Origin of the sequence: Deinococcus aquaedulcis (genome assembly GCF_019693445.1) — a bacterium.
Taxonomy (GTDB): Bacteria; Deinococcota; Deinococci; order Deinococcales; family Deinococcaceae; genus Deinococcus; species Deinococcus aquaedulcis.
In genome coordinates, this window is record NZ_JAHRBL010000002.1 from 261,986 (window position 1) to 281,163 (window position 19,178).

Sequence of the window (19,178 nt, forward strand, 5' to 3'; positions counted from 1 at the left end):
GCCCGGCCCCCGGCTGCCGTACGCTGCACACCGTGACCCCCTTGCCCCAGCCCGGCGAACTGCTGATGGTGGATATCCCTGGCCCCACCCTGGACGACGACACCGCCGCCCACCTGCAGCGCCACGGCATCCGCAGCGTGTGCCTGTTTGGCAAGAACGTGCAGAGCGAGCCCCAGTTGCGCGCCCTGTGCGCGGACCTGCGCGCCGTGCTGGGCGCCGGCGCCCTGATCGCCATTGATCACGAGGGCGGCGCGATTCTGCGCCCGGCGTTCTGGCCCTTTGCCCCGGGGGCCATGACGCTGGGCGCTGCCGACGCCCCCGCACTGACCGAGGCCGTGAGCGCCGCCCTGGCCCGCCAGCTGCGCCGGGTGGGCGTGAACTGGAACTTTGCCCCGGTATTGGACGTGAACGTGAACCCCGCCAACCCGGTGATTGGCGAGCGGGCCTTCGGGGCCGACTCCGCCGCCGTCATCCGGCACGGCCGCGCGGCGCTGCGGGGCCACGCTGAGGCCGGGGTGGCCGCCTGCGTCAAGCATTTTCCCGGCCACGGCGACACGGTGCTAGACAGCCACCTCGCCCTGCCCACCGTGCCCAAACCCCGCGCCGCGCTGGACGCCACCGAACTGGCCCCCTTCCGCGCCCTGCTGCCCGAATCCCCGGCGGTGATGACCGCCCACATCGTGTATCCCGCCCTGGACCCCCAGCACCCTGCCACCCTGTCGCGGGCGATTCTGACTGATCTGCTGCGCCGCGACTGGGGCTACGAGGGCGTAATCGTCACCGACTCTATGGGCATGCAGGCCATCGACGGCCACTACGGGCGCGGCGAGGCGGCGGTGCTGGCCCTGGGCGCCGGGGCCGATCTGGTGATGGCCCTGGGCCGCCGCGAGGCGCAGGACGCCACCCTGGTCGCCGTGGCCGAGGCCCTGGCGACGGGTCGCCTGGACCCCGCGCAGATGAGCGCCAGCCTGGGCCGCCTGCGCGCCCTGGCCCAGACGTTTCCCGCCCAGGTGGCCCACACCCCCGACCCCGGTGCCGATGAGGCCCTGTTTGCCCAAGCCTGGGCCGCTGGCCTGACCGCCTACCGCACGCCCCAGGCCCCCCCGCCCGGCTCGCACATCCTGTTGGTGGCGTGGCGCGCCCCCGAGCGTCACAACGTCAGCGAGGCCGGCGCCGACGCCGAGACCCTGGCCCGCGAACTGGGCACCGTCTACGACGTGCAACTCCACCCCTTCGAGCGCCCCGAAACGCTGGACTGGCCGGCCCTGCGCGCCCACGGAAAGCCCATCATTCTGGCGACCACCGCCCGCCACCGCGCCCCGGCCCTGCAGGGCGCCCAGCCGGACCTGCACCTCGCCCTGTACAACCCCTACGCCGCCCTGGATGTGGACGCCCCGGCCCTGATCACTTACGGCTTTCGCCCCGAAGCCCGCCGGTCCGTGCTGGCGTGGCTGCGCGGCGAGCAGACCGCTGACGGAACGGCACCGTTCTGACCGGGAAAAGAGTGGCGTGCCCGGTCTGGAGATCAACCGCCCACGCGGTTCCTGAGTTCGTTCGTTTTCCACTGGCTCAGGCCTCAAGGCTTGTAACAGTGCGGCCAGGCCCAACAGGTCAGCTAGGGTGACCCGATGAACGCGGCGCTTCCGCCGTTCCCCCTTGGGAAGGACTCGGAGCACTGTGCCGCAGAGCAGAGGTTGAGAGGGGCCATGCATCCCAGACGACGTTTTCCTAACCGCCGCGTCACTGGCTTTGCACACCGCCCGAACCATTGCGAGTGCCCCTGAGCCGCGCCCGACGTGAAGGCGCCCTTCTGCCCCGTTCACGTCCCGCTCCCACCTGTCACCTACCCTCGCCCCATGAAGATTTCACGGTTCATGCCCCTGGAGCCCATTCTGGCCCGCATGGGCGCCCAGACCACCACCGACCGCGAGGCCCTGATCATGCGCGACCTCCTGAGCGACGCCCACGACGGCCACGCCCTGGACGACCTGCCGGAAGAGGAGTGGTTGCGCCTGATGGGCCTGATGGAGCAGCGCAAGCTCCAGGCCGACCCCGGAATGCGCTAACGGCTGAAAAGTAACGGAGGGGGCGGCAGAGTTGGTTCTCTACCGCCCTTACTTCAATTCCAGGCCGTTCATCGCCTCAATCAGCTTCAGCGCAGCCGTGTGGTCGGCGTCTGGGCCCACCACGCCGGCCGCGCCGCGCACCAGGGCCGCCACCTGCGCCAGCACGGGCGCGCTGCCCTTCACCGCCCCCGTCAGCTCGGCGGCGATCCCGGCGTCCTTGGCGAGCAGCCCCAGGGCAAAGGTGGCGGGAAACTCGCGCGTCAGCACCCGCTGGCCGATCAGGTTCTCAGTGGCGTTGCTGCGCCCGCTGCTGGCGTTGATCACGCCCAGGGCCGCGCCCAGGTCCACCCCCGCGCGCCCCAGCACCGCCAGCCCCTCGCCCGCCGCCCACAGGTTCACGGCCAGCAGGGCGTTGTTCACCGCCTTCACCGCGAAACCCGCGCCGCTGCCGCCCACATGCACCACCTTGCCCGCAAAGGCCAGCTCCGGCACCACACGCTGCAGGGCCGCCTCGTCCCCGCCCACCATGACCGTCAGGGTGCCGGCCTGCGCGCCGGTTGTGCCGCCGCTCACCGGGGCGTCCAGAAAGGTTACGCCGCGTTCGGCCAGGGCCGCCGCCTGCCGCCGCGCGGCCTCCGGGTGCCCGCTGGTGCAGTCCACCCACACGGTGCCGGGCCGCAACCTGGGGGCCAGCGTGGTCAGCACCTCGTCCACCTCGGCGCTGGTGGGCAGGCAGGTCAGCACCACGTCGGCCTGGGCGGCTCCGTCCAGGTCCACCGCCTCGCTGCCGTGCTGCGCCGCGTGCGCCGCCGCCCGCGCGGCCGTACGGTTCCACACCAGCGCGCGGCCCCCCTGCGCCGCCGCCCGCCGCGCCAGATGCGCCGCCATAGGAAATCCCATCGCGCCCAGTCCCAGAAATGCCGTGGTGGTCATGCCCGCAGGCTAGTGCATGAACCGGCCACCAGCTTCACCGCTGCCCAGCGCCTTGGCGCTCACCCCTGCTGGTCGGGCAGCTGCCACTCGCTGGCCCGCGCCCCAAAGCGCTCGCGCAGAAAGCGCCCCTGGGTCAGCAGGCGGTCGGCGGCGGCGTGGTCGCGCCGGACCGCCTCGCGCACGCCGTCGTCCAGCAGGGTCAGCTGCTCCTGCAGCAGCACCTCGGCCGGCTGCCCCTGGCGCAGCAGTACCCCCCGGGCCTCCGGGGTCAGCTGCAGGTAGGCGAGCAGGGTTTCGGGCAGGTAGTCCGCGCGCGTCTGCGTCAGCAGGAACGTGGTGCGGGCGTCGTTGTCATCATGGGCCAGGGCGTCAGCCACGCGGCACAGCAGCGACCATACCTGGGCGCGGGCCGGCTCGGGCAGCCGCAGCGCCAGCGTCTCGGCAGCGTCGGGGATGGGGGCAGGCAGGGCGGGGGCCGCTGCCGGCTCTGGCAGGGCCGGGCGGCCCCCCGGCGGCAGCGCCCGGCCGCGCTTCGTGGTGTTGTCCACGTACACGATGCCGATGATCCCGGCAAAAATCACCATCAGAATCAGCACGGCGGTCATGGGCTCAGTTGCCGCTCTTCGGCTTGGTCAGGTTCGCCACGTCCAGCAGGAAGTTGCCTTCGCTGGGCAGCATCACGGTCTGGATACCGGGGGCCAGCTTCTCGGCCACCGTCAGCTGAATCAGCTGCGGATTCTCGCGCAGGGCCCGGCCGCGCAGCGACAGCGCCTCGGCCTCGCCGCGCGCCTTGGCCACCGACGCCTTGGCCGCGCCCTCGGCCTCCACCACCGCGCGCTGGGCGCTGATGTTGGCCTGCTGCAGCCGGTTTTTCTCCACCGCCACCTGCTGCTCGGCTGCCTGTTTCTGCTCAATGGCCTTGGCGATGCTGTCGGGAATGCGCAGTTCGCGCAGCAGCACGCTGTCGAGCACCAGATTGTTGCGCTCGAAGACCTGCCGCAGCGCGCCGGTGATGCTGGCCTCCACTGCCCGGCGCTCGGTGCTGATGATGTCCGCCGCGCTGAACTGGCCAATCGAGTCGCGCACCTTACTGCGCACCTGCGGCCGAATCACGGTCTGCAGGTAGTTGCGCCCCAGTTCCTTGTGCAGAATCGCTGCCTTGGCCCGGTCAATGCGGAACTGCACCGTCACGTCCGCCGTGATGTCCAGCCCCTCCTTACTGCGGGCGCGGATGGCCCCTTCGTCACCGTCGCTCACCGTGTGGGCCAGCGTGACTTCCTGCAGGCGCGCGTCGTAGAGGTTCACCCGGTCCACGAACGGCACCAGAAAGTGAATCCCTTCCTGCAGCACGCCGCCCTTGACCCCGCTCAGGGCACTGAACACCACGCCCACGTAGCCTGCCGGAATCACCTTGACGCTCTGGCCCACCAGCAGCGCGGCCAGCAGCAGGCCCCCCACGGTCAGTGCCACCCCCCGTTTGGGCGGCTTGAGCTGCAGCGGCGTCCCTGTGCCCACCTTTCCCTTCACTCCATTGTCCGTCATGACCCATGCTACGGGGCGGCGCGGGCGCCCGTTCCCGCCTCAGCCGCTTCGGCCTCGCGCAGGTAGAACCACTGCCCGCTCTCCTGCCGGAACACGCTGCGCTCGCGGAAGCTGTAGCGCTCGCCGTCCGGCAGTTTCAGCTGCGCCGTGAATTCCACCTCGTCGCCCGCCGCGCGGTGAACGCGCAGGCCCACGTAGCGGGTGCCCGGCTGCAGGCTCAGGCTTTCGGGGCGGGTCTCCGAGTGCCACGTGCGCAACACATAGCCGGCGTCCCCCAGCGCGTAGGCGCAGTAGCGCGAGCGCATCAGCGCTTCCGGGCTCTGGGCCGCCGCGCCCGCGTGCAGCGGCGAGCAGCAGTGGGCGTAACTGCGCCCAGACCCACACGGGCACGATTTGAACGGGGGATAGGCCAGCGCCATGCGCCCACCCTAGAGCATTTGCCCCCCGCCTGCGGCCCGGCGCGCCGCGCGGCATAATCAGAACCCATGACCGCGCCCGCACCCATCACGTCCCTGCAAAATCCGCAGATCAAGCGGCTTGTGCGCCTGCGCGAGCGGCGCGAACGCGAGCGCAGCGGCACCATCCTGATTGAAGGCGCGCGCGAACTGGCCCGGGCCCTGCAGGCCGGCGTGCGCCCCGAAAGTGTGTTTTCCTGCCCCGCCCTGCACAGCCCCGAAGCCGCCGCGCTGGCCCCCGCCCTGGGCCCGGTCACCGAACTGAGCCGCGCCGCCTTTGACAAGGTGAGTGGCCGCGAGAACCCCGACGGCCTGCTGGCCCTGGCCCCCACGCCGCACCCCATCCTGCCCGAACCCGGGCCGCAGGCGGTGACGGTGGTCTTACACGGCCTGGAAAAACCTGGCAACGTGGGCGCCATCCTGCGCAGCGCCGACGCCGCCGGGGCCCACAGCGTGCTGGTGCTGGGCCGGGGCGCCGATCCCTACGGCCCCAACGTGATCCGCGCCTCGCAGGGCAGCGTGTTTGCCCTGCCGGTGGCGGTGCTGGATGAAGCAGACGCCCTCGCGTGGCTCTCGGCGCGCGGCTTTACCACCTTCGCCTGCACCCCCGACGCCCCGCGCACCTACTGGGACGCGCCCCTGACCGGCCGCGTGGCCCTGCTGCTGGGCACCGAGCACGAGGGCCTGCCTGAAGCGTGGCGCCGCGCCGACCACGCCCTGAGCATTCCCATGCAGGGCCGAGGCGCCGATTCCCTGAATGTCGCCACCGCCGCTGCCCTGATGCTGTACGAATGCGCCCGCCAGCGCCGCACCCCGCAACAGGAGGCCGTATGAGTGATCCCTACCGCGACTGGCTCAAGGCCCGCCTGAGTGTGGAACTGGGCGTGCGCGAAGCCGAGCAGGCTGTGCAGGGCGCCATTCAGCGCCGGGGCTGGCCCGCTCTGCGCGCCCTGGGTCCCCGTGATGTGGTGGCCGTGCTGCAGGACGTTTACACCCTGATGCAGGGCACCTACGGTGACGCCCGTGCCGACAAGTGGCTGGAAAGCACCACCCTGGACCTCGCGCGCTTTGCTGAAACCGTGCCGGTGCCCGCGCAGCCCACCCCCGGCCCCATCGCCCCGGCCCCGGGACCGGTCAAGTGGGGCCGCCGGGCCCACGACCTGCCGCTGCTGCTGGCCCGCTCACACGCCGAGATCGCCGGGCGCAGCCTCTCGGCCATTCGCCAGAACCCCGATCTGCGCGCCCTGGAACGCGCCGCCGAGTGGGACGTGCAGGCCGCCCAGGCCGAGGTGCGCCGCTGGGAAACCGAGGAGATGCTGAGCAAACTGCGCGCCGACCACGCCCGCGTGGAGGTGGCCGATCAGGTGGCGGCGGCCGTGGCCCAGAGCGAACTGCTGCAGCTGAACGTGGCCGAACTGGACGAAGCCTCGCGCGCCGGGCAGCCGGTGGCCGGGCAACTGGCCCACACCCGCCTGATGGCCAGCCAGACCGCCGCTTTTCTGGAAGCTTTTACCCCCCTCATTGACCTGCGCGACGCTGATACCCCGCTGACCATGCTGGACGTGGACCTGAACACCGCGCGCTTTTCGCTGGGCGTGCCGCTGCACCCCAACGTGCTGCGCGCCCGCCACGCCCTGAACTACGCGCAGTGGCAGGCGGGCGAGGCCGGCGAGGGGGCCCCGCAGGTGGCCCAGGCCCAGCGCGCCCTGCACGCCGCCCAGCAGGACGCCCAGGCCCAGCTGGACGCCACCCTGGGCGCCGCCCGCGCCCACCAGGCTGCCCTACGTGATCTGGCCGCCAAGGTCGAAACCCTGGAGCGGCGCGCCCTGCAGGTGTCGCAACTGGGCGCCGACGCCCTGAGCCTCGCCCGCGTGCGTCTGGAGTGGCGCCAGACCCGCACCGCTGCGCGCATTCAGGCCCACCGCCTGGAAGAAGCCCTACGCCTGCTCGAAGCCCTGGTCAGCGAGGGCTAAGAAACGAGAAGGGCCCCAGGGACGATGCCTGGGGCCCTCTCGGGTAAATCGTGGGTGAATGCCGACGTTTGTGAAGCACTCAGGCGCGTCAACCGGCCATCCCCTACGCCGAGCGCCGCCCTGGCGGCTCGCCGGGCCCTGGCACCCGCACAATCGTGACCATGTAGCGCCCCAGCGCCTGAATGGCCGAGTAAAACCGGTCGAAGTCCACCGGTTTGACCACGTAGCTGGCCGCAAAGGCCTCGTATGAGCGCAGAATGTCCTCTTCGGCTTCGCTGGTGGTCAGCATGATCACCGGAATGGTCATCAGCTGGGGGTCGCGCTTGATCTCGCGAAGGAATTCCAAGCCGTTCATGCGCGGCATGTTGATGTCGAGCAGAATCACGTCTGGCCGGGGGATAGCGCCGGGTGTGCGCAGGCGCTCCAAGGCCTCAACCCCGTCGCGGGCGACATACAACTCATTGGTAATGCCCGCTTCGGCAAACGCCTCCTGGGTGAGCAGGATATCCGGCTCACTGTCCTCGACCAGGAGAATCTGAATGGCGGTGGGCGACTGGAAGGGGGCGTGCATCATGGGTAACAACCTCTGCAAAGACTCAGGAACCGCGTCGGGTGGCCCTGCTTGTTCTGTAGTGTGCCAGTCACCTCTGAGTCCTGGCCCCAGCTGGGCTTTAGGGTCCGGCGACATGCCCTTGAGGCAGCCTTGAAGCCTTCGTCAGCTTGGGGCCCGGGCTTTAGGCTGAGACCATGAGTGCACCTTCGTTGAACGTGCTGCAGTACGCCCTGATCGGTGGCGCCGCCTTCCGCCGCCCCGAAGAGTTGCTGGCGGGTCTCACCTGGGCCGAGGCGACGCGCGCCGTGCCGGGGCTGCCCTACACCCTGGCCGACCTCCTGTTTCATCTGGCCGTGACTGGCCGCGCCAGCCTGGACCTCGCCTCGGGCCGCGCCCAGGCCTGGCCCGAGCACCTGAGCGTGTGGCCCGACGCGCCCCTGACCGAAGCCGACTTTGCCGCCGTGCTCGCTGAACTGCAGACCGCGTTGCCCGAAGCGCAGCTGCTGGCCCAGGACCCGTCCAGCCGCGCCCGCGAGGTGCTTACAGACCTGGCCGCCCACGCCGCCTACCACTGGGGGCAGGTGGCCCTCCTGCGCCGCCTGCACGGCACCCTGCCACAGCCGGTCTGAACAGCGAAGGGATCAAGCCGGCGGCCTGTGCATGTGCACTGACATCCTTTTCCTCGAAGCCTTGCCCTGCGTTGGCCTTGCAAGCCGCCCCACCTCCCCTCACCCAACAAACGTCTGTTAGCCTGCGGCCCATGACTTGGTTGAAGCAGCGGCAGCTTGGCGACGTGCGCGTGCATTCTCTGACCGATGGCGAGTTTCGCCTGGATGGCGGCGCCATGTTCGGCAGCGTGCCCAAGGTGCTGTGGGAGCGGGTGGCCCCGGCCGATGAGCTGAACCGAATCCGCCTGCGCATCAATCCTTTGCTGATTCAGCTGGGCGGCGAGAACATCCTCGTGGAAACCGGCTTCTGGGACCAGGGCGGCGAGAAGTTCGAGGCCATGTACGCCCTAGAGCGCGACGAAAGCGTCTTTCGCGGCCTGAACGCCGTGGGCCTGCGCCCCGAGGACATTCACCTCGTGATCAACACCCACCTGCACTTTGACCATGCCGGGCGCAACGTAACCCTGAGCGGCGAGCCCACCTTCCCGAACGCCCGCTACGTGGTGCAGCAGCAGGAGTTGCACGACGCCCGCCACACCCACGAACGCAACCGCGCCAGCTATGTGCCGGCCACCATTGACCCCATTGCCGACGCAGGGCTGTTCGAGGTGGTGGACGGCGAGCACGAACTGCGCCCGGGCCTGAGCCTGCTGCCCCTGCCCGGCCACAACCTGGGCCAGCAGGGCGTGGTGCTGCGCGCCGGCGGACAGGTGCTGGTGTATGTGGCCGACCTGATCCCCACCCTGGCCCACGCGCCGACGCCCTACATCATGGGTTACGACCTGTACCCGGTGACCACCCTGGAGACCCGCAAGCGCTACCTGGGCCAGTGGTTTGAAGAAGACGCCATCATCTGCACCCCCCATGACCCCGAGGTGGCTTTTGCCCAGTTGCAGGCAAATCCGAAGGGCGGTTTTGTGCTGAAAGGGATGTAAACCCGAAGAGGGTGGGCAGATGCCCACCGGCCCCCCTACGCCTCTTCAGGGCACCGTCAGCCATCCTGCTGGGGCACTCAACCATGCCACGCGGCCACCATTCTGAATCAGCTGCAGGCCTGCGCGGACCTGATAGCGGCCCGGCGGGGCCAACTGTCCATCACTCAGACGGCCGTTCCAACTGGTGCTCAAGCCCAGATGCAGGGTGTCGCCGCGTGGGCAGGCTTCGGGCGGCCCCAGCCGCAGCCGGGAAAAGCGCGTTTGACGGGTCCAGTCCACCACCTCACCCCCCGCATTGAGGACCACCGTAACGAATTCGCAGCGCACGGCCTGCGGAATAAGCTGGGTGGCTGCCCGGGGATTGAGCCGCAGGTCCATATGGCTCTGGCGCTGCTCACCCCCCACGAGGGGCGACACCTTCAGCGTGGCCTGGGTGGCTTGCCCAACCGGCGGTACAGGCGGCGTGGGCTGGCGCACAAACCGCACCCGCGCCAGGGAAATCCCCTTGTCCTGCGCTTCGCGCATCAGCGCCCGCTTCGCCCGGTCGTCCGGCACCGCCAGTTCCAACAGCTGCACCTCCTGGCGAATGACGAAACGCGGTTCGCGTTCCGGCGCCCCCAGGTAGTGACCGAACCAGAAAGCGCGAATAGCGGCCTCTACGCCGCCGTCCGGCGCCGCTGGCCGCACGGTGAAGGGCACGTCGGCCGGACGGATGACCTGTGTGCCCTGCTGCATAGCCGCCTGCAGGGTATAGGTGCCCGGAGGCAGCAGGCTGCCAGAGGGATCGCGCAGATCCCAGTACACCCCCGGGGTCTGAGGCTCGGGCCGGGTGAGGTTGATAGATTCGCCCATTTTGAGGCGCGCCATCTGCAGCACGCTGGGGCAGATGTTGTCGCCGGGTGCCGGGCGCACCACCTGCCCGCGCGCATTGATGACCTGCCACCGCAATGCGCTGCAGAGCCCCACATCCAGGTCAACAGGGGCCGCTCCAGTCGACGTGATCCAGAAGTTGATGGGCAGAATGTCGCCCTGGGCCACCACCCGGGGCACCTGCAGCGCTGCGCGGTGGGGCACGGTCCAGGTCGTGCGGAGCGGCAGGGCCCGGGGCTGGGGCACCGTGAACGTCACAAGGTCCAGCGGAATGCCCTGCGCCCGCAGGTGGGCCTGGGCGGGTTCAAGATACTCGGGCAGGCTCAGACTCACCTTCACGCGGTTTTCCCGGTTCCCGGTGCCAATCGAGTTCCAGCCCCGAATACCCCACGCCGCGTACCGGGCCTGCGCCAGTTCCAGAGCGCTGTAGCGCACCAGTTCGAAGCGGGCCCCCTCAAGCGTCAGGCCCTGCGCCGCCAGCTCCGGTCCACGGCGCTCGTGCAGCGCCCCGAGCACTGCTGCCTGCGAAGCGGCCCCTGTGTCCGTCACCTGGATCACCACCTGCGGGCCATTCACAAACAGCCCCGCAAAGGTGGGGGCCTGCAGCGCCACGGCGGTATCGGGCGTTTCTGTGTAAGGCAGCGTGCCCAGGCTGGTGGTGACCCGCAGGGGTGAGGGCGCCCGCTGTGCCAAGACGGGTCCCGCCAGACCGAGCGCCAGCGTCAGGACCAGAGCAAGGCGTTTCATGCATGCAGGGTAAAGGTTGGGAACCCTGCCCTTGTGCAAGTTTGTCCTGAACCGGGTGCCGTCGCCTTCATTATTGGGCGACGGCGGAAAACACTGAAAGGCAGTGAGTAGGAAGTGGAAAGTGGTGAGTGGGACCACCTTGGCCCTTTCCACTCACCACTCCCTACTCACCCCTATGCTGGATGCAGCCCCGCGAACTCCAGCCCCGTCGTCTCCGGCCACCCCAGGGCCACGTTCAGGCTCTGAATGGCGTGGCCCGCCGTGCCCTTGACCAGATTGTCAATGGCGCTCATCAGGACCACGCGGCCGGTGTCCATGTCCATCTCGAAGCCCAAGTCGCAGTAGTTCGTGCCGTCCAGCAGCATGGGGTCCGGGTAGCGGTGAATGCCCCGGGCCACCTTCACGATGCGGATAAACGGCTCCTGGCCGTAGACCTCGCGGTAGGCGCTCCACACGTCGCGGTCGCTGTAGCCATCGGGAATCCAGGCGTGGGCGGTGGTCAGGATGCCGCGCACACGCGGCGTGGAAATGGCCGTCAGGTGGAGCGGAAAGTGCCCGGGCAGCTCCTGCTGCGCCTCGGCGGTGTGGCGGTGGCCCACCGGCTTGTACACCCGCAGACTGCCCGCCCGCTCCGGGTGGTGGCTGCCGTCCGTGGCGCTGGCCCCTGCCGCGCTGGAGCCCACCAGCCCGGTGGCGATGATGTCCTTGGGCAGCAGCACGCCCAGTTTCAGCAGTGGGTACAGGGCCAGAATCACACTGGTGGCAAAGCAGCCCGCGCAAGCAATCCGGGTCGCGCCGCGCAACGCCTCGCGGCGCAGCTCTGGGTTGCCATACACCCATTCACCCAGCCGCTCCGGCGTGGGGTGCGGCTCGCCGTAGGTGGCCTGATACACGGCCGGGTCCTTCAGCCGGAAATCAGCCGACAGGTCCACGATCACCCGCGCCTTGCCCTCGAATTCCGCCAGTCGCTTGGCGGCGTGCCCGTGCGGCAGCGCCAGCACCAGAATGTCAGCTTCATCTAACTCGGCCGCCTTGCGGAACTTGAGGTTGGTGCGCCCGCGCAGGTTGGGATGCACCAGGCTAACCGGCGTGCCCGCGTTGCGCTCACTGGTCACCTGCGTGACCTGCAGGTGTGGGTGCCCCAGCGCCAGCCGCAGGAATTCCCCGCCCGCGTAGCCGCTGCCCCCCACAATGGCGACCGTCTTCTGCTCGTGCATACTCATCGCCACGCAGCATAGCCCGAGGGAGGGCGGCCTGTAGAGTGACAACCGTCACGCCCGCTTTAACTACCAAACGAAAAGCCGCCCCGGACGAGGGGCGGCAGGGGCGAGGTTGGGTTTACGCCTTGGCGGGCGTGCCTGTCTTGCGGCGGGCCTTCCACTCCTCCAGGAATACCACCAGCGGTGAAACGATGTACATGCTCGAGTACGTCCCCACCAGGATGCCCACCAGCAGCACGAAGGCGAAGTCGCGCAGCACCGGCCCACCAAAGATCAGCAGGGTCAGCAGGGGCAGCATGGTGCACACCGAGGTCATCAGCGTGCGCGAGAGCGTCTGGTTGATGCTGGCGTTCACGATCTCGCGGTAGGACCTGCCGCGCATCTCGCGGATGTTCTCGCGGATGCGGTCGGAGACGATGATCGAGTCGTTGAGCGAGTAGCCGATCAGGGTCAGCAGCGCGGCCACACTGGCAATCGAGAACTCCAGGTTCAGCAGCGTATACAGGCCCAGCACGATACCCACGTCGTGGGCCACGGCCAGCACGCTGCCAATGCCCATCGTCAGGTCAAAGCGGAAGGCCACGTACACCAGGATCAGCCCCAGGCCCAGCAGCATGGCGTAGATCGTCTTTTCGGTCAGTTCGCGGCCCACGGCCGGCCCCACCGTTTCAAAGGACTGGACCTCGCCTTCGGGCAGTGCGGTGATGCCAGCCGACAGACGCTTGATCTCGTCCGGGTTTAGTTCCGGCACCTTGACGGTGTAGGCGGCCCCCTCAATGCCGGGCACCACCACGCGCTGAATCGTGGCGTTCTGCGCTGTCACCTTCTGCACGCCCGCGCCCGTTACAGCCGCGCGCACCTGATCGGTGCTGGTCGCCCCACTGGTCTTCACCGTCAGGGTGGTACCGCTGGTGAAGTCCACGCCAAAGTTCAGGCCCTTGGTCAGCAGCAGGGCGCCGCCGCCAATGGCCAGCAGCACGCTGAGGGTGGAAATAATCGGCGCCGGCTTGATGAAGTCAAAGCGCGGCTCGCGGAACCACTGCGGCGCGCTCATGTTGGGCTTGCGCTGTGCCAGCCACTGAATGAACCACTTGCCGAACACGAGGTTCGAGAAGGTCGAGGCCACCACGCCGATCATCAGCGTCACGGCGAAGCCTTTGACCGCCCCCGTGGAGTAGTTGTACAGCGCCAGCGCCGAGAGCAGCTGCGCGGTGTTCACGTCCAGAATGGCGGCAGTCGAGCTGTTGTACCCGGCGCCAATGGCGTTCTTGATGCCCTTGCCCCTGCGCAGCTCTTCCTTGATGCGCTCGAACGACAGCACGTTGCCGTCCACCGCGCCGCCGATGGTCAGCACCAGACCCGCGATGCCCGGCAGCGTCAGCGTGGCGCCGAAGCCCGCCAGCAGACCCAGGATGATAACGGCCGAGAAGAGCAGGCCCAGCGCCGCCACCAGGCCGAACCAGAAGCCGTAGTACACGAAGAGCAGCACGAAAATCAGGGCGATGCCGGCCAGCGAAGCCAGCGCCCCGCTGCGAATGGCGTCGGCGCCCAGCGTCGGCCCAATAGAGCGCTCGGCTTCCGTCTTGATCTTGATGGGCAGCGCGCCCGACTTCAGGACCAGCGCCAGCTGATTGGATTCCTCGGCCGTGAAGTTGCCCGTGATCTGCACGTCGCGGAAGAGGCGCTGCTGAATCGTCGCCACCGACTGAATCTGGTCGTCCAGCACCACCGCCATCAGCTTGCCCACGTTCTTGCCCGTGAAGTCGCCGAAGGTCTGCGCGCCCTTGTCGGTGTTCTGGAAGGTCACGATCCAGCGCCCGCTTTGCGGATCGGTGGCGGCCTGGGCGTCCTTGATCACTTCACCCGTGGCCTGCACCGGCCCCAGCTGCGCCAGGGTGTAGCCCCCGGTGCGCGGGTTGCGCGTCTGCAGCGCCTGATCCGGCTGCGCGCCGTCCTGCACAATGCGGAATTCCAGACGGGCCGTCTGCTTGATGATGTTACGGGCCCGGTCCTGCACAGCCGGGGTGGCGCCAGGAATCTCCACGACCACGCGCTTGCCGCCGGCGATGGTCACCGTGGGTTCGGCCACGCCTAGCGCGTTGATGCGGTTTTCAATCACCGTCTTCACCCGGTCCAGCTCTTCGCGGGTGGCGGTGCCACTTTCGGGGGCCAACTCAATGCGCAGGCCGCCCTTGAGGTCCAGGCCCAGCGTCATGAACTGGAACTTGTCGCCCCACAGGGACCACAGGTTGTCGCGGTGTTCCCAGGGGCGCCAGATGTACAGCAGGCTGGCCAGCAGGGTCAGGAGCAGCAGCAGGCCGGTCCAGGGGTTGGGCCGACTGGCGGTGGGGGCCGCGCGCTTGGCCGGGGCGCGGCGCCCGTCTTTATTGCGGTTGTTGCCGTAAGTCACAGGAAAAACTCCAGAGGTTCAGAAGGGAAAGGAGGAAGGAATGAGAGCGGCATGGGCACGTTCTCCAGGGACCAGCAGGCCCCCTTGGGCACCGGGTGACGCTCGGCGGTCAACCCAGGGCCCCTCAGCCCCCGTCGGTTTGCCGGCGGCCCAGTTCACTCAGCCGTGGGCGCCGCTGCGGGGCCTGCCAGACCAGCGGCGCGGTGGGCGGCCCCGGGCGCACTGTGGGTAGCACCAGCGGCTCGGGCGGGGTGCCGGCCGTCATGGGTACCGGCGCCCCAGGCAGTGAGGCCGGGCGCAACTCCGGCAGCGCGGGAGTCAGGCGCCCGGCGGCGTTTAAGCCACTGCTGTCGGGCGGCAGCGTGGGCGCCGTGCCCAGCAGCACCGCCAGCAGCGAAATCAGCGAGACCAGCCCAGGCCACGCGCGGGCCACGGGCCGCCACGTCAGAAAAAAGCCACTCCGGTCTCGCAAGGCGACCCAGCATAGCGCACCCGGCGCTTTAGCCGCGACTTAACGGCGGGCCCGCACACTGCCGCCTGTGGGAAAGGGCCCTTCCCACGCCGCCCCGCGTTCGCGCCCCCATTCCAGGAGTGTTCCCCATGAAACGACTGCCCTTGATCGCCCTCGCTGCCCTGCCCCTCACCGCTGGCGTGGTGCTGGCCGGTACTGTGACCGCCAACACCCCAGCCCGCAGCGCCCCCGCCGCCCAGGCTCAGCCTTCACCCCAGACCCCCCAGGCGGCCCCCCGCACCCCGTCCGGCACCAACTACGGCGACGTGTACCTGCAAAAGCTGGCCGCCACGCTGGGCATCACCGTGGACCAATTGCGCGCTGCTGCGGTCTCGGCCAGCAGCGCCACCATTGACCAAGCCGTGAAAGCCGGCGACATGCCCAGCGACCGCGCCGCTCAGATGAAAGCCCACCTGCAGGACCACCCGCTGGGCTTTGGAGGACGCGGGTTTGGCGGCCCTGGCGGCCGGGGCAGGCCCGGACATGGCCACGACCACGGCCCGCGCGGCGCCCTGCCGGAAAGCCAGGGGCAGGCGGCCCCAGCATCCGGCACCCAGAGCGGCACTTAAGGTCGTTGGCTCGAAAGGCCCTTCTGCTCAAACTGGCTTTCAGCGGGGGAGAGGAAGCCGCCAAACGTCCTCTCCCTGGAACGGCCCCTGTCATCCGGGCGGCAGAGCTCTGAAGAGGGCAGACGCCCTCCATCCAGTCACACCCAACGGCAAAGCGGCGGAGGAGTGCCCCCTCCGCCGCTTTCCTGGCGCCCTTACTTCAGCAGTTGCCGGCTGATCACCACACGCTGAATCTCGTTGGTGCCTTCGTAAATCTGGTTCAGTTTCACGTCGCGCAGCAGCTTTTCCACCGGGTACTCGCCCACGTAGCCGTAGCCGCCGTGAACCTGAATGCCCTCGTTGGCGGCGTTGAACGCCATCTCGCTGCAGTACGCCTTGGCAATGGCGCTTTCAAAGCCGTGCGGCAGGCCCTGGTCCACCAGCCACGCGGCCTTCTGGTACATCAGACGCCCGGTTTCGATGCCCATCGCCATTTCGGCCAGCTTGAACTGAATGGCCTGAAAGGTGGCAATCGGCTTGCCAAAGGCCTCGCGCTCCTTGGCGTACTTGATGCTCTCTTCCATCGCCCGCCGGGCAATGCCCACCGAGCCTGCCGCCACCGGAATACGGGTCTTGTCCAGCGTCTTCATGGCAATCTTGAAGCCGTCGCCCAGGCCGCCCAGCTGGTTTTCGCGCGGCACGCGCACATTCTCGAAGACCAGTTCGCTGGTCAGCGAGGCGCGCTGGCCCATCTTGTGCTTAATTTTGTTCCACGAAAAGCCGGGCGCGTCCTTGGGGACCACCAGCGCCACGGTGGCCTTGTGCCCACCCTGCTTGTCGGTGGTGGCGAACACCACGGTAAATTCGGCCAGCCCGCCGTTAGAAATCCACATCTTGGTGCCGTTGATCACCCACTCGTCGCCGTCCAGTACAGCAGTGGTGCCCATCGCCGCCGCGTCCGAGCCGTTGTTGGGCTCACTCAGCGCAAAGGCCGCCAGCCCCGCTTTCTCGGTCAGCGGGCCCAAGAAACGCTTCTGCTGCTCCTCGGTGCCGCCGATCAGCACCGGGGCAATTCCCAGCTCAGAGGCCATCAGCACCGTGTAGATGCCCATGCAGCCGTAGGCCAGTTCCTCGCCAATCAGGCATTCGTCGAACATGCCCAGCCCCAGGCCACCTGCGTGCTCGGGAATGCTGGGATTGAGCAGGCCCACTTCAAAGGCCTTTTCCACGACCTGCCAGGGCAGTTCTTCTTTCTGGTCGTACTCGGCGGCAATGGGAATGATTTCCTTGCGGGCAAAATCGCGGGCCAGCTGCTGCAACTGGCGCTGTTCATCGGACAGGGTGAAATCCATGCGAGACTCCTTGAAGGGTGGCCGCCCACAGGCGGGCGAGGCCAGAGGTTTGAACTGGGTTCAATCTATCAGGCAGCTGGGCCCTCCACAGCAGCTCAGCAACTGATGAGGAAACAAAAACTTCACGATTTGGCAAAATCGTGAATCTATTCACTTATTAGAGTAAGACAAAGGGCGGGAAAATCCCGCCCGTCAGCCCGCTTACGCCTGGGGCTGCTGCGCCTGGGGCACGAAGCCCTCCAGCGCGGCGTAGTCGTCCTGGAAGTGCATCAGCACGCCGCCAAACAGCGTGTCGAAGGTCTCCTGGGGCATTTCGGCCAGGGTGGGGTAGAAGCCCACGTACTCCAGCCACACGTTGCCGTCGGCGTCAATGCTGCGGGCAAACGCGCGCTCGCGGTTGCGGTCGTTGAGCATGTTCACAACTTCCACGCGGCGGTCACCGTACTGCTTCTGGGTCACGCAGGTGATCTCCAGGCGGCTGGTGTTGTTCGGGCCGTCGTTCACGCTGACCAACACGGCCGCGTCGCCCATCTCGAAGCGCCAGCCCATGCGGATGAAGCGCTGACCGTTGTTCTCTTCCATGTCCAGCTGGACTTCCTTGTCCTTCAGGTACTTCGCCAGGGTGTCCAGGGTCAGCAGCGCCGTTTCCATCGTCATTGAAACCATCCTCCTCGGTGGGTGAAGCACATCAGCAAATCGTCTGTCTGTGGTTGAAACCCGGCGCGATTCTAACACCCGCCCGGGTCAGGCTGGGGCTCAGGGCCGGCTCAGGACCGTCAGGGTCACGGGCGCCACCCCTTCGCTCAGAATTCCCAGGGCGGCGGCGGCCTCGTTCGACAGGTCAATGATCCGCGCGCCGTTGCCAAAAGGCCCCCGGTCGTTGATCAGCACGTCTACACTGCGCCCGGTGCGCGCGTGCGTCACCCGCACCCAGGTCCCAAAGGGCAGCGTGAGGTGTGCGGCTGTCATCACCGTGCGGCTGTCGCGCCGGCCTCCGTAGTACACCGCCTGCCCGCGCTGAAACACACTGGGCGCCGGCGCACTCATGGCCCGCACGGTGGCGGGCCGGGCCGGAATGGCCGCCACCGCCCCGCCCCCGCTGGCCGGCAGCTGCACCGTGGCCCCAGCGCGCAGCAGCCCGCCGCCCCCGTTCATGGCCTGCAGGGCCGCCACGCTCACCCCGCTGCGCCGTGCGAGGCTCCACCACGTGTCGCCCGGCTGTACCCGGTAGGGCGCGGCGCTCGCGGCGCCCAGCAGCGCGCAGGCCAGCAGCAGCGCCGCTCTCAAAGGCGCTCCTTTTCGCTGTGGCTCAGAACCTCAGCGCCGTCCTCGGTCACCAGCACCAGATCCTCAATGCGCACGCCGCCCACGCCGGGCAGATACGCGCCGGGCTCAATGGTAATGACCATGCCTGAGCGCAGGACATCCTCGCTGACCTTGCGCAGCCCCGGGCCCTCGTGCACATTCAGCCCAATGCCGTGGCCCAGCGAGTGCGCAAAGGCCTCGCCCAGCCCGTGCCCGGTGAGCAGGTCGCGCGCCAGCTTGTCCAGGTCGGCCGCCCGCACGCCGGGCCGCACCGCCGCCACCGCCGCTTCCTCGGCCTCCAGCACTGCACGGTACACCCGGCGCAGCTCCTCGCCGGGCTCGCCCACCGCCACCGTGCGCGTCATATCGCTGTTGTAGCCGCGCAGCTGCGCGCCCATGTCCACGGTCACCAGTTCGCCGTCCTCAATCACCCGCTCCGAGGCCACCCCGTGCGGCATCGCCCCGCGCGGCCCGCTGGCCACGATCACGTCAAACGCCACCGTCGCCCCCGCCCGGCGCAGGCGCGTTTCAATCTCAATGGCAATGTCCAGCTCGCGCACCCCTGCCCGGATCAGCGGGCGCACCTCGGCAAACACCTGATCGGTCAGCGTCTGCGCGTCGCGGATGGCCTCAATTTCCACCGCCGTCTTCACCATGCGCAGCTCGCGCAGCACCGGCCCCAGCGGCTCCAGCGCCGCGCCGGGCCAGTATTCGCGCAGCTCGTCCAGGGCCGCCACGGTCAGGTGCTCGGCCTCAAAGCCAATTCGCAGTCCCGCCACCTGCGCGGCGGCGTGCTCCAGGGTCTCGGGCGGGCGTGCAATAAAGGTGGGCACGCGCGTTTCCTCGCCCGCCTGCACCTCGTAGCGGGCGTCGGTGTACAGCGTCACGCCGCCCGGGGTGATCAGCAGCTTGGCGTCGGCGCCGCTCGTAAAGCCGCTCAGGAGCCGGATATGGGCCGGGTCACTGATCCACGCGCCGTCAAGGCCAGCCCCGCTCAGCGCCGCGCGCATCTGTTCCAGTTGAGTCATGACCGGCCCACGGTAACACGGCCGGCCCGCGCGCCCCCCACCTTGTCCCCGGTCTGGGGACA

20 protein-coding genes are annotated in these 19,178 nt (G+C 68.6%); 7 read left to right on the top strand and 13 right to left on the bottom strand.

What is annotated here, in order from left to right:
- The first annotated feature begins 32 nt into the window (after positions 1-32).
- Entirely contained in the window at positions 33-1,493 is a 1,461-nt protein-coding gene (locus KMW22_RS04220) for a glycoside hydrolase family 3 protein (protein WP_328774592.1), read from the top strand.
- A 363-nt stretch (positions 1,494-1,856) separates the two neighbouring features.
- Complete coding sequence (locus KMW22_RS04225; RefSeq protein WP_221088779.1) at positions 1,857-2,066, top strand: hypothetical protein; 210 nt, start codon at positions 1,857-1,859, stop codon at positions 2,064-2,066.
- 48 nt (positions 2,067-2,114) lie between these two features.
- Here the strand turns inward: KMW22_RS04225 and KMW22_RS04230 are convergent, their stop codons facing one another.
- The 4 genes from KMW22_RS04230 to KMW22_RS04245 are packed head-to-tail and all read right to left on the bottom strand — an operon-like array spanning position 2,115 to position 4,960.
- Positions 2,115-2,999, bottom strand: coding sequence for an NAD(P)-dependent oxidoreductase (locus KMW22_RS04230; protein ID WP_221088780.1), 885 nt, complete (start codon positions 2,997-2,999; stop codon positions 2,115-2,117).
- Positions 3,000-3,058: 59 nt separating this feature from the next.
- Positions 3,059-3,604 carry a hypothetical protein gene (locus tag KMW22_RS04235; protein ID WP_221088781.1) on the bottom strand — a complete coding sequence of 182 codons (546 nt, stop codon included), beginning with the start codon at positions 3,602-3,604 and terminating at the stop codon, positions 3,059-3,061.
- A gap of 4 nt (positions 3,605-3,608) precedes the next feature.
- Positions 3,609-4,541 (bottom strand): prohibitin family protein, encoded by a 933-nt coding sequence (locus KMW22_RS04240; protein WP_221088782.1) that lies wholly within the window; start codon positions 4,539-4,541, stop codon positions 3,609-3,611.
- Positions 4,542-4,549: 8 nt separating this feature from the next.
- On the bottom strand, positions 4,550-4,960 hold the full coding sequence (locus tag KMW22_RS04245) for a YchJ family protein (protein WP_221088783.1): 411 nt from the start codon (positions 4,958-4,960) through the stop codon (positions 4,550-4,552).
- Positions 4,961-5,026: 66 nt separating this feature from the next.
- Between KMW22_RS04245 and KMW22_RS04250 the strand changes: the two genes are divergently transcribed.
- Together KMW22_RS04250 and KMW22_RS04255 are read left to right on the top strand one after the other, a co-directional pair.
- On the top strand, positions 5,027-5,830 hold the full coding sequence (locus KMW22_RS04250) for a TrmH family RNA methyltransferase (protein ID WP_221088784.1): 804 nt from the start codon (positions 5,027-5,029) through the stop codon (positions 5,828-5,830).
- Complete coding sequence (locus tag KMW22_RS04255) at positions 5,827-6,969, top strand: hypothetical protein (RefSeq protein ID WP_235692557.1); 1,143 nt, start codon at positions 5,827-5,829, stop codon at positions 6,967-6,969. Before KMW22_RS04250 ends, KMW22_RS04255 begins: the two co-directional genes overlap by 4 nt.
- A 103-nt stretch (positions 6,970-7,072) precedes the next feature.
- Here KMW22_RS04255 and KMW22_RS04260 read toward each other — a convergent pair whose 3' ends face one another.
- Complete coding sequence (locus KMW22_RS04260) at positions 7,073-7,543, bottom strand: response regulator (protein ID WP_407928421.1); 471 nt, start codon at positions 7,541-7,543, stop codon at positions 7,073-7,075.
- A gap of 173 nt (positions 7,544-7,716) precedes the next feature.
- On the opposite strand from KMW22_RS04260, the gene KMW22_RS04265 reads away from it, so the two are divergent.
- Together KMW22_RS04265 and KMW22_RS04270 are read left to right on the top strand one after the other, a co-directional pair.
- Positions 7,717-8,151, top strand: coding sequence for a damage-inducible protein DinB (locus KMW22_RS04265; RefSeq protein ID WP_235692558.1), 435 nt, complete (start codon positions 7,717-7,719; stop codon positions 8,149-8,151).
- Between the two features lie 131 nt (positions 8,152-8,282).
- Positions 8,283-9,125, top strand: a complete 843-nt coding sequence (locus KMW22_RS04270; protein WP_221088786.1) for an MBL fold metallo-hydrolase — start codon at positions 8,283-8,285, stop codon at positions 9,123-9,125.
- A gap of 45 nt (positions 9,126-9,170) precedes the next feature.
- Here the strand turns inward: KMW22_RS04270 and KMW22_RS04275 are convergent, their stop codons facing one another.
- The 4 genes from KMW22_RS04275 to KMW22_RS04290 form a co-directional block, all read right to left on the bottom strand.
- Positions 9,171-10,742 carry a hypothetical protein gene (locus KMW22_RS04275; RefSeq protein WP_221088787.1) on the bottom strand — a complete coding sequence of 524 codons (1,572 nt, stop codon included), beginning with the start codon at positions 10,740-10,742 and terminating at the stop codon, positions 9,171-9,173.
- A 173-nt stretch (positions 10,743-10,915) separates the two neighbouring features.
- Positions 10,916-11,959, bottom strand: a complete 1,044-nt coding sequence (gene argC / locus KMW22_RS04280; protein WP_407928422.1) for an N-acetyl-gamma-glutamyl-phosphate reductase — start codon at positions 11,957-11,959, stop codon at positions 10,916-10,918.
- Between the two features lie 121 nt (positions 11,960-12,080).
- Entirely contained in the window at positions 12,081-14,372 is a 2,292-nt protein-coding gene (gene secD / locus KMW22_RS04285) for a protein translocase subunit SecD (RefSeq protein WP_221088789.1), read from the bottom strand.
- A gap of 124 nt (positions 14,373-14,496) precedes the next feature.
- The gene (locus KMW22_RS04290) at positions 14,497-14,844 is read right to left on the bottom strand and encodes a hypothetical protein (RefSeq protein ID WP_221088790.1); all 348 of its coding nucleotides are present in this window, start codon (positions 14,842-14,844) and stop codon (positions 14,497-14,499) included.
- A gap of 128 nt (positions 14,845-14,972) precedes the next feature.
- On the opposite strand from KMW22_RS04290, the gene KMW22_RS04295 reads away from it, so the two are divergent.
- Positions 14,973-15,452, top strand: a complete 480-nt coding sequence (locus tag KMW22_RS04295; protein ID WP_221088791.1) for a hypothetical protein — start codon at positions 14,973-14,975, stop codon at positions 15,450-15,452.
- 194 nt (positions 15,453-15,646) lie between these two features.
- Here the strand turns inward: KMW22_RS04295 and KMW22_RS04300 are convergent, their stop codons facing one another.
- The 4 genes from KMW22_RS04300 to KMW22_RS04315 form a co-directional block, all read right to left on the bottom strand.
- Positions 15,647-16,783, bottom strand: a complete 1,137-nt coding sequence (locus KMW22_RS04300; protein ID WP_221088792.1) for an acyl-CoA dehydrogenase family protein — start codon at positions 16,781-16,783, stop codon at positions 15,647-15,649.
- Between the two features lie 201 nt (positions 16,784-16,984).
- On the bottom strand, positions 16,985-17,440 hold the full coding sequence (locus tag KMW22_RS04305; protein WP_221088793.1) for a YbjN domain-containing protein: 456 nt from the start codon (positions 17,438-17,440) through the stop codon (positions 16,985-16,987).
- Between the two features lie 99 nt (positions 17,441-17,539).
- Positions 17,540-18,070 carry an RlpA-like double-psi beta-barrel domain-containing protein gene (locus tag KMW22_RS04310; protein ID WP_221088794.1) on the bottom strand — a complete coding sequence of 177 codons (531 nt, stop codon included), beginning with the start codon at positions 18,068-18,070 and terminating at the stop codon, positions 17,540-17,542.
- Positions 18,067-19,116 (bottom strand): M24 family metallopeptidase, encoded by a 1,050-nt coding sequence (locus KMW22_RS04315; protein WP_221088795.1) that lies wholly within the window; start codon positions 19,114-19,116, stop codon positions 18,067-18,069. Before KMW22_RS04315 ends, KMW22_RS04310 begins: the two co-directional genes overlap by 4 nt.
- Between the last annotated feature and the right edge of the window lie 62 nt (positions 19,117-19,178).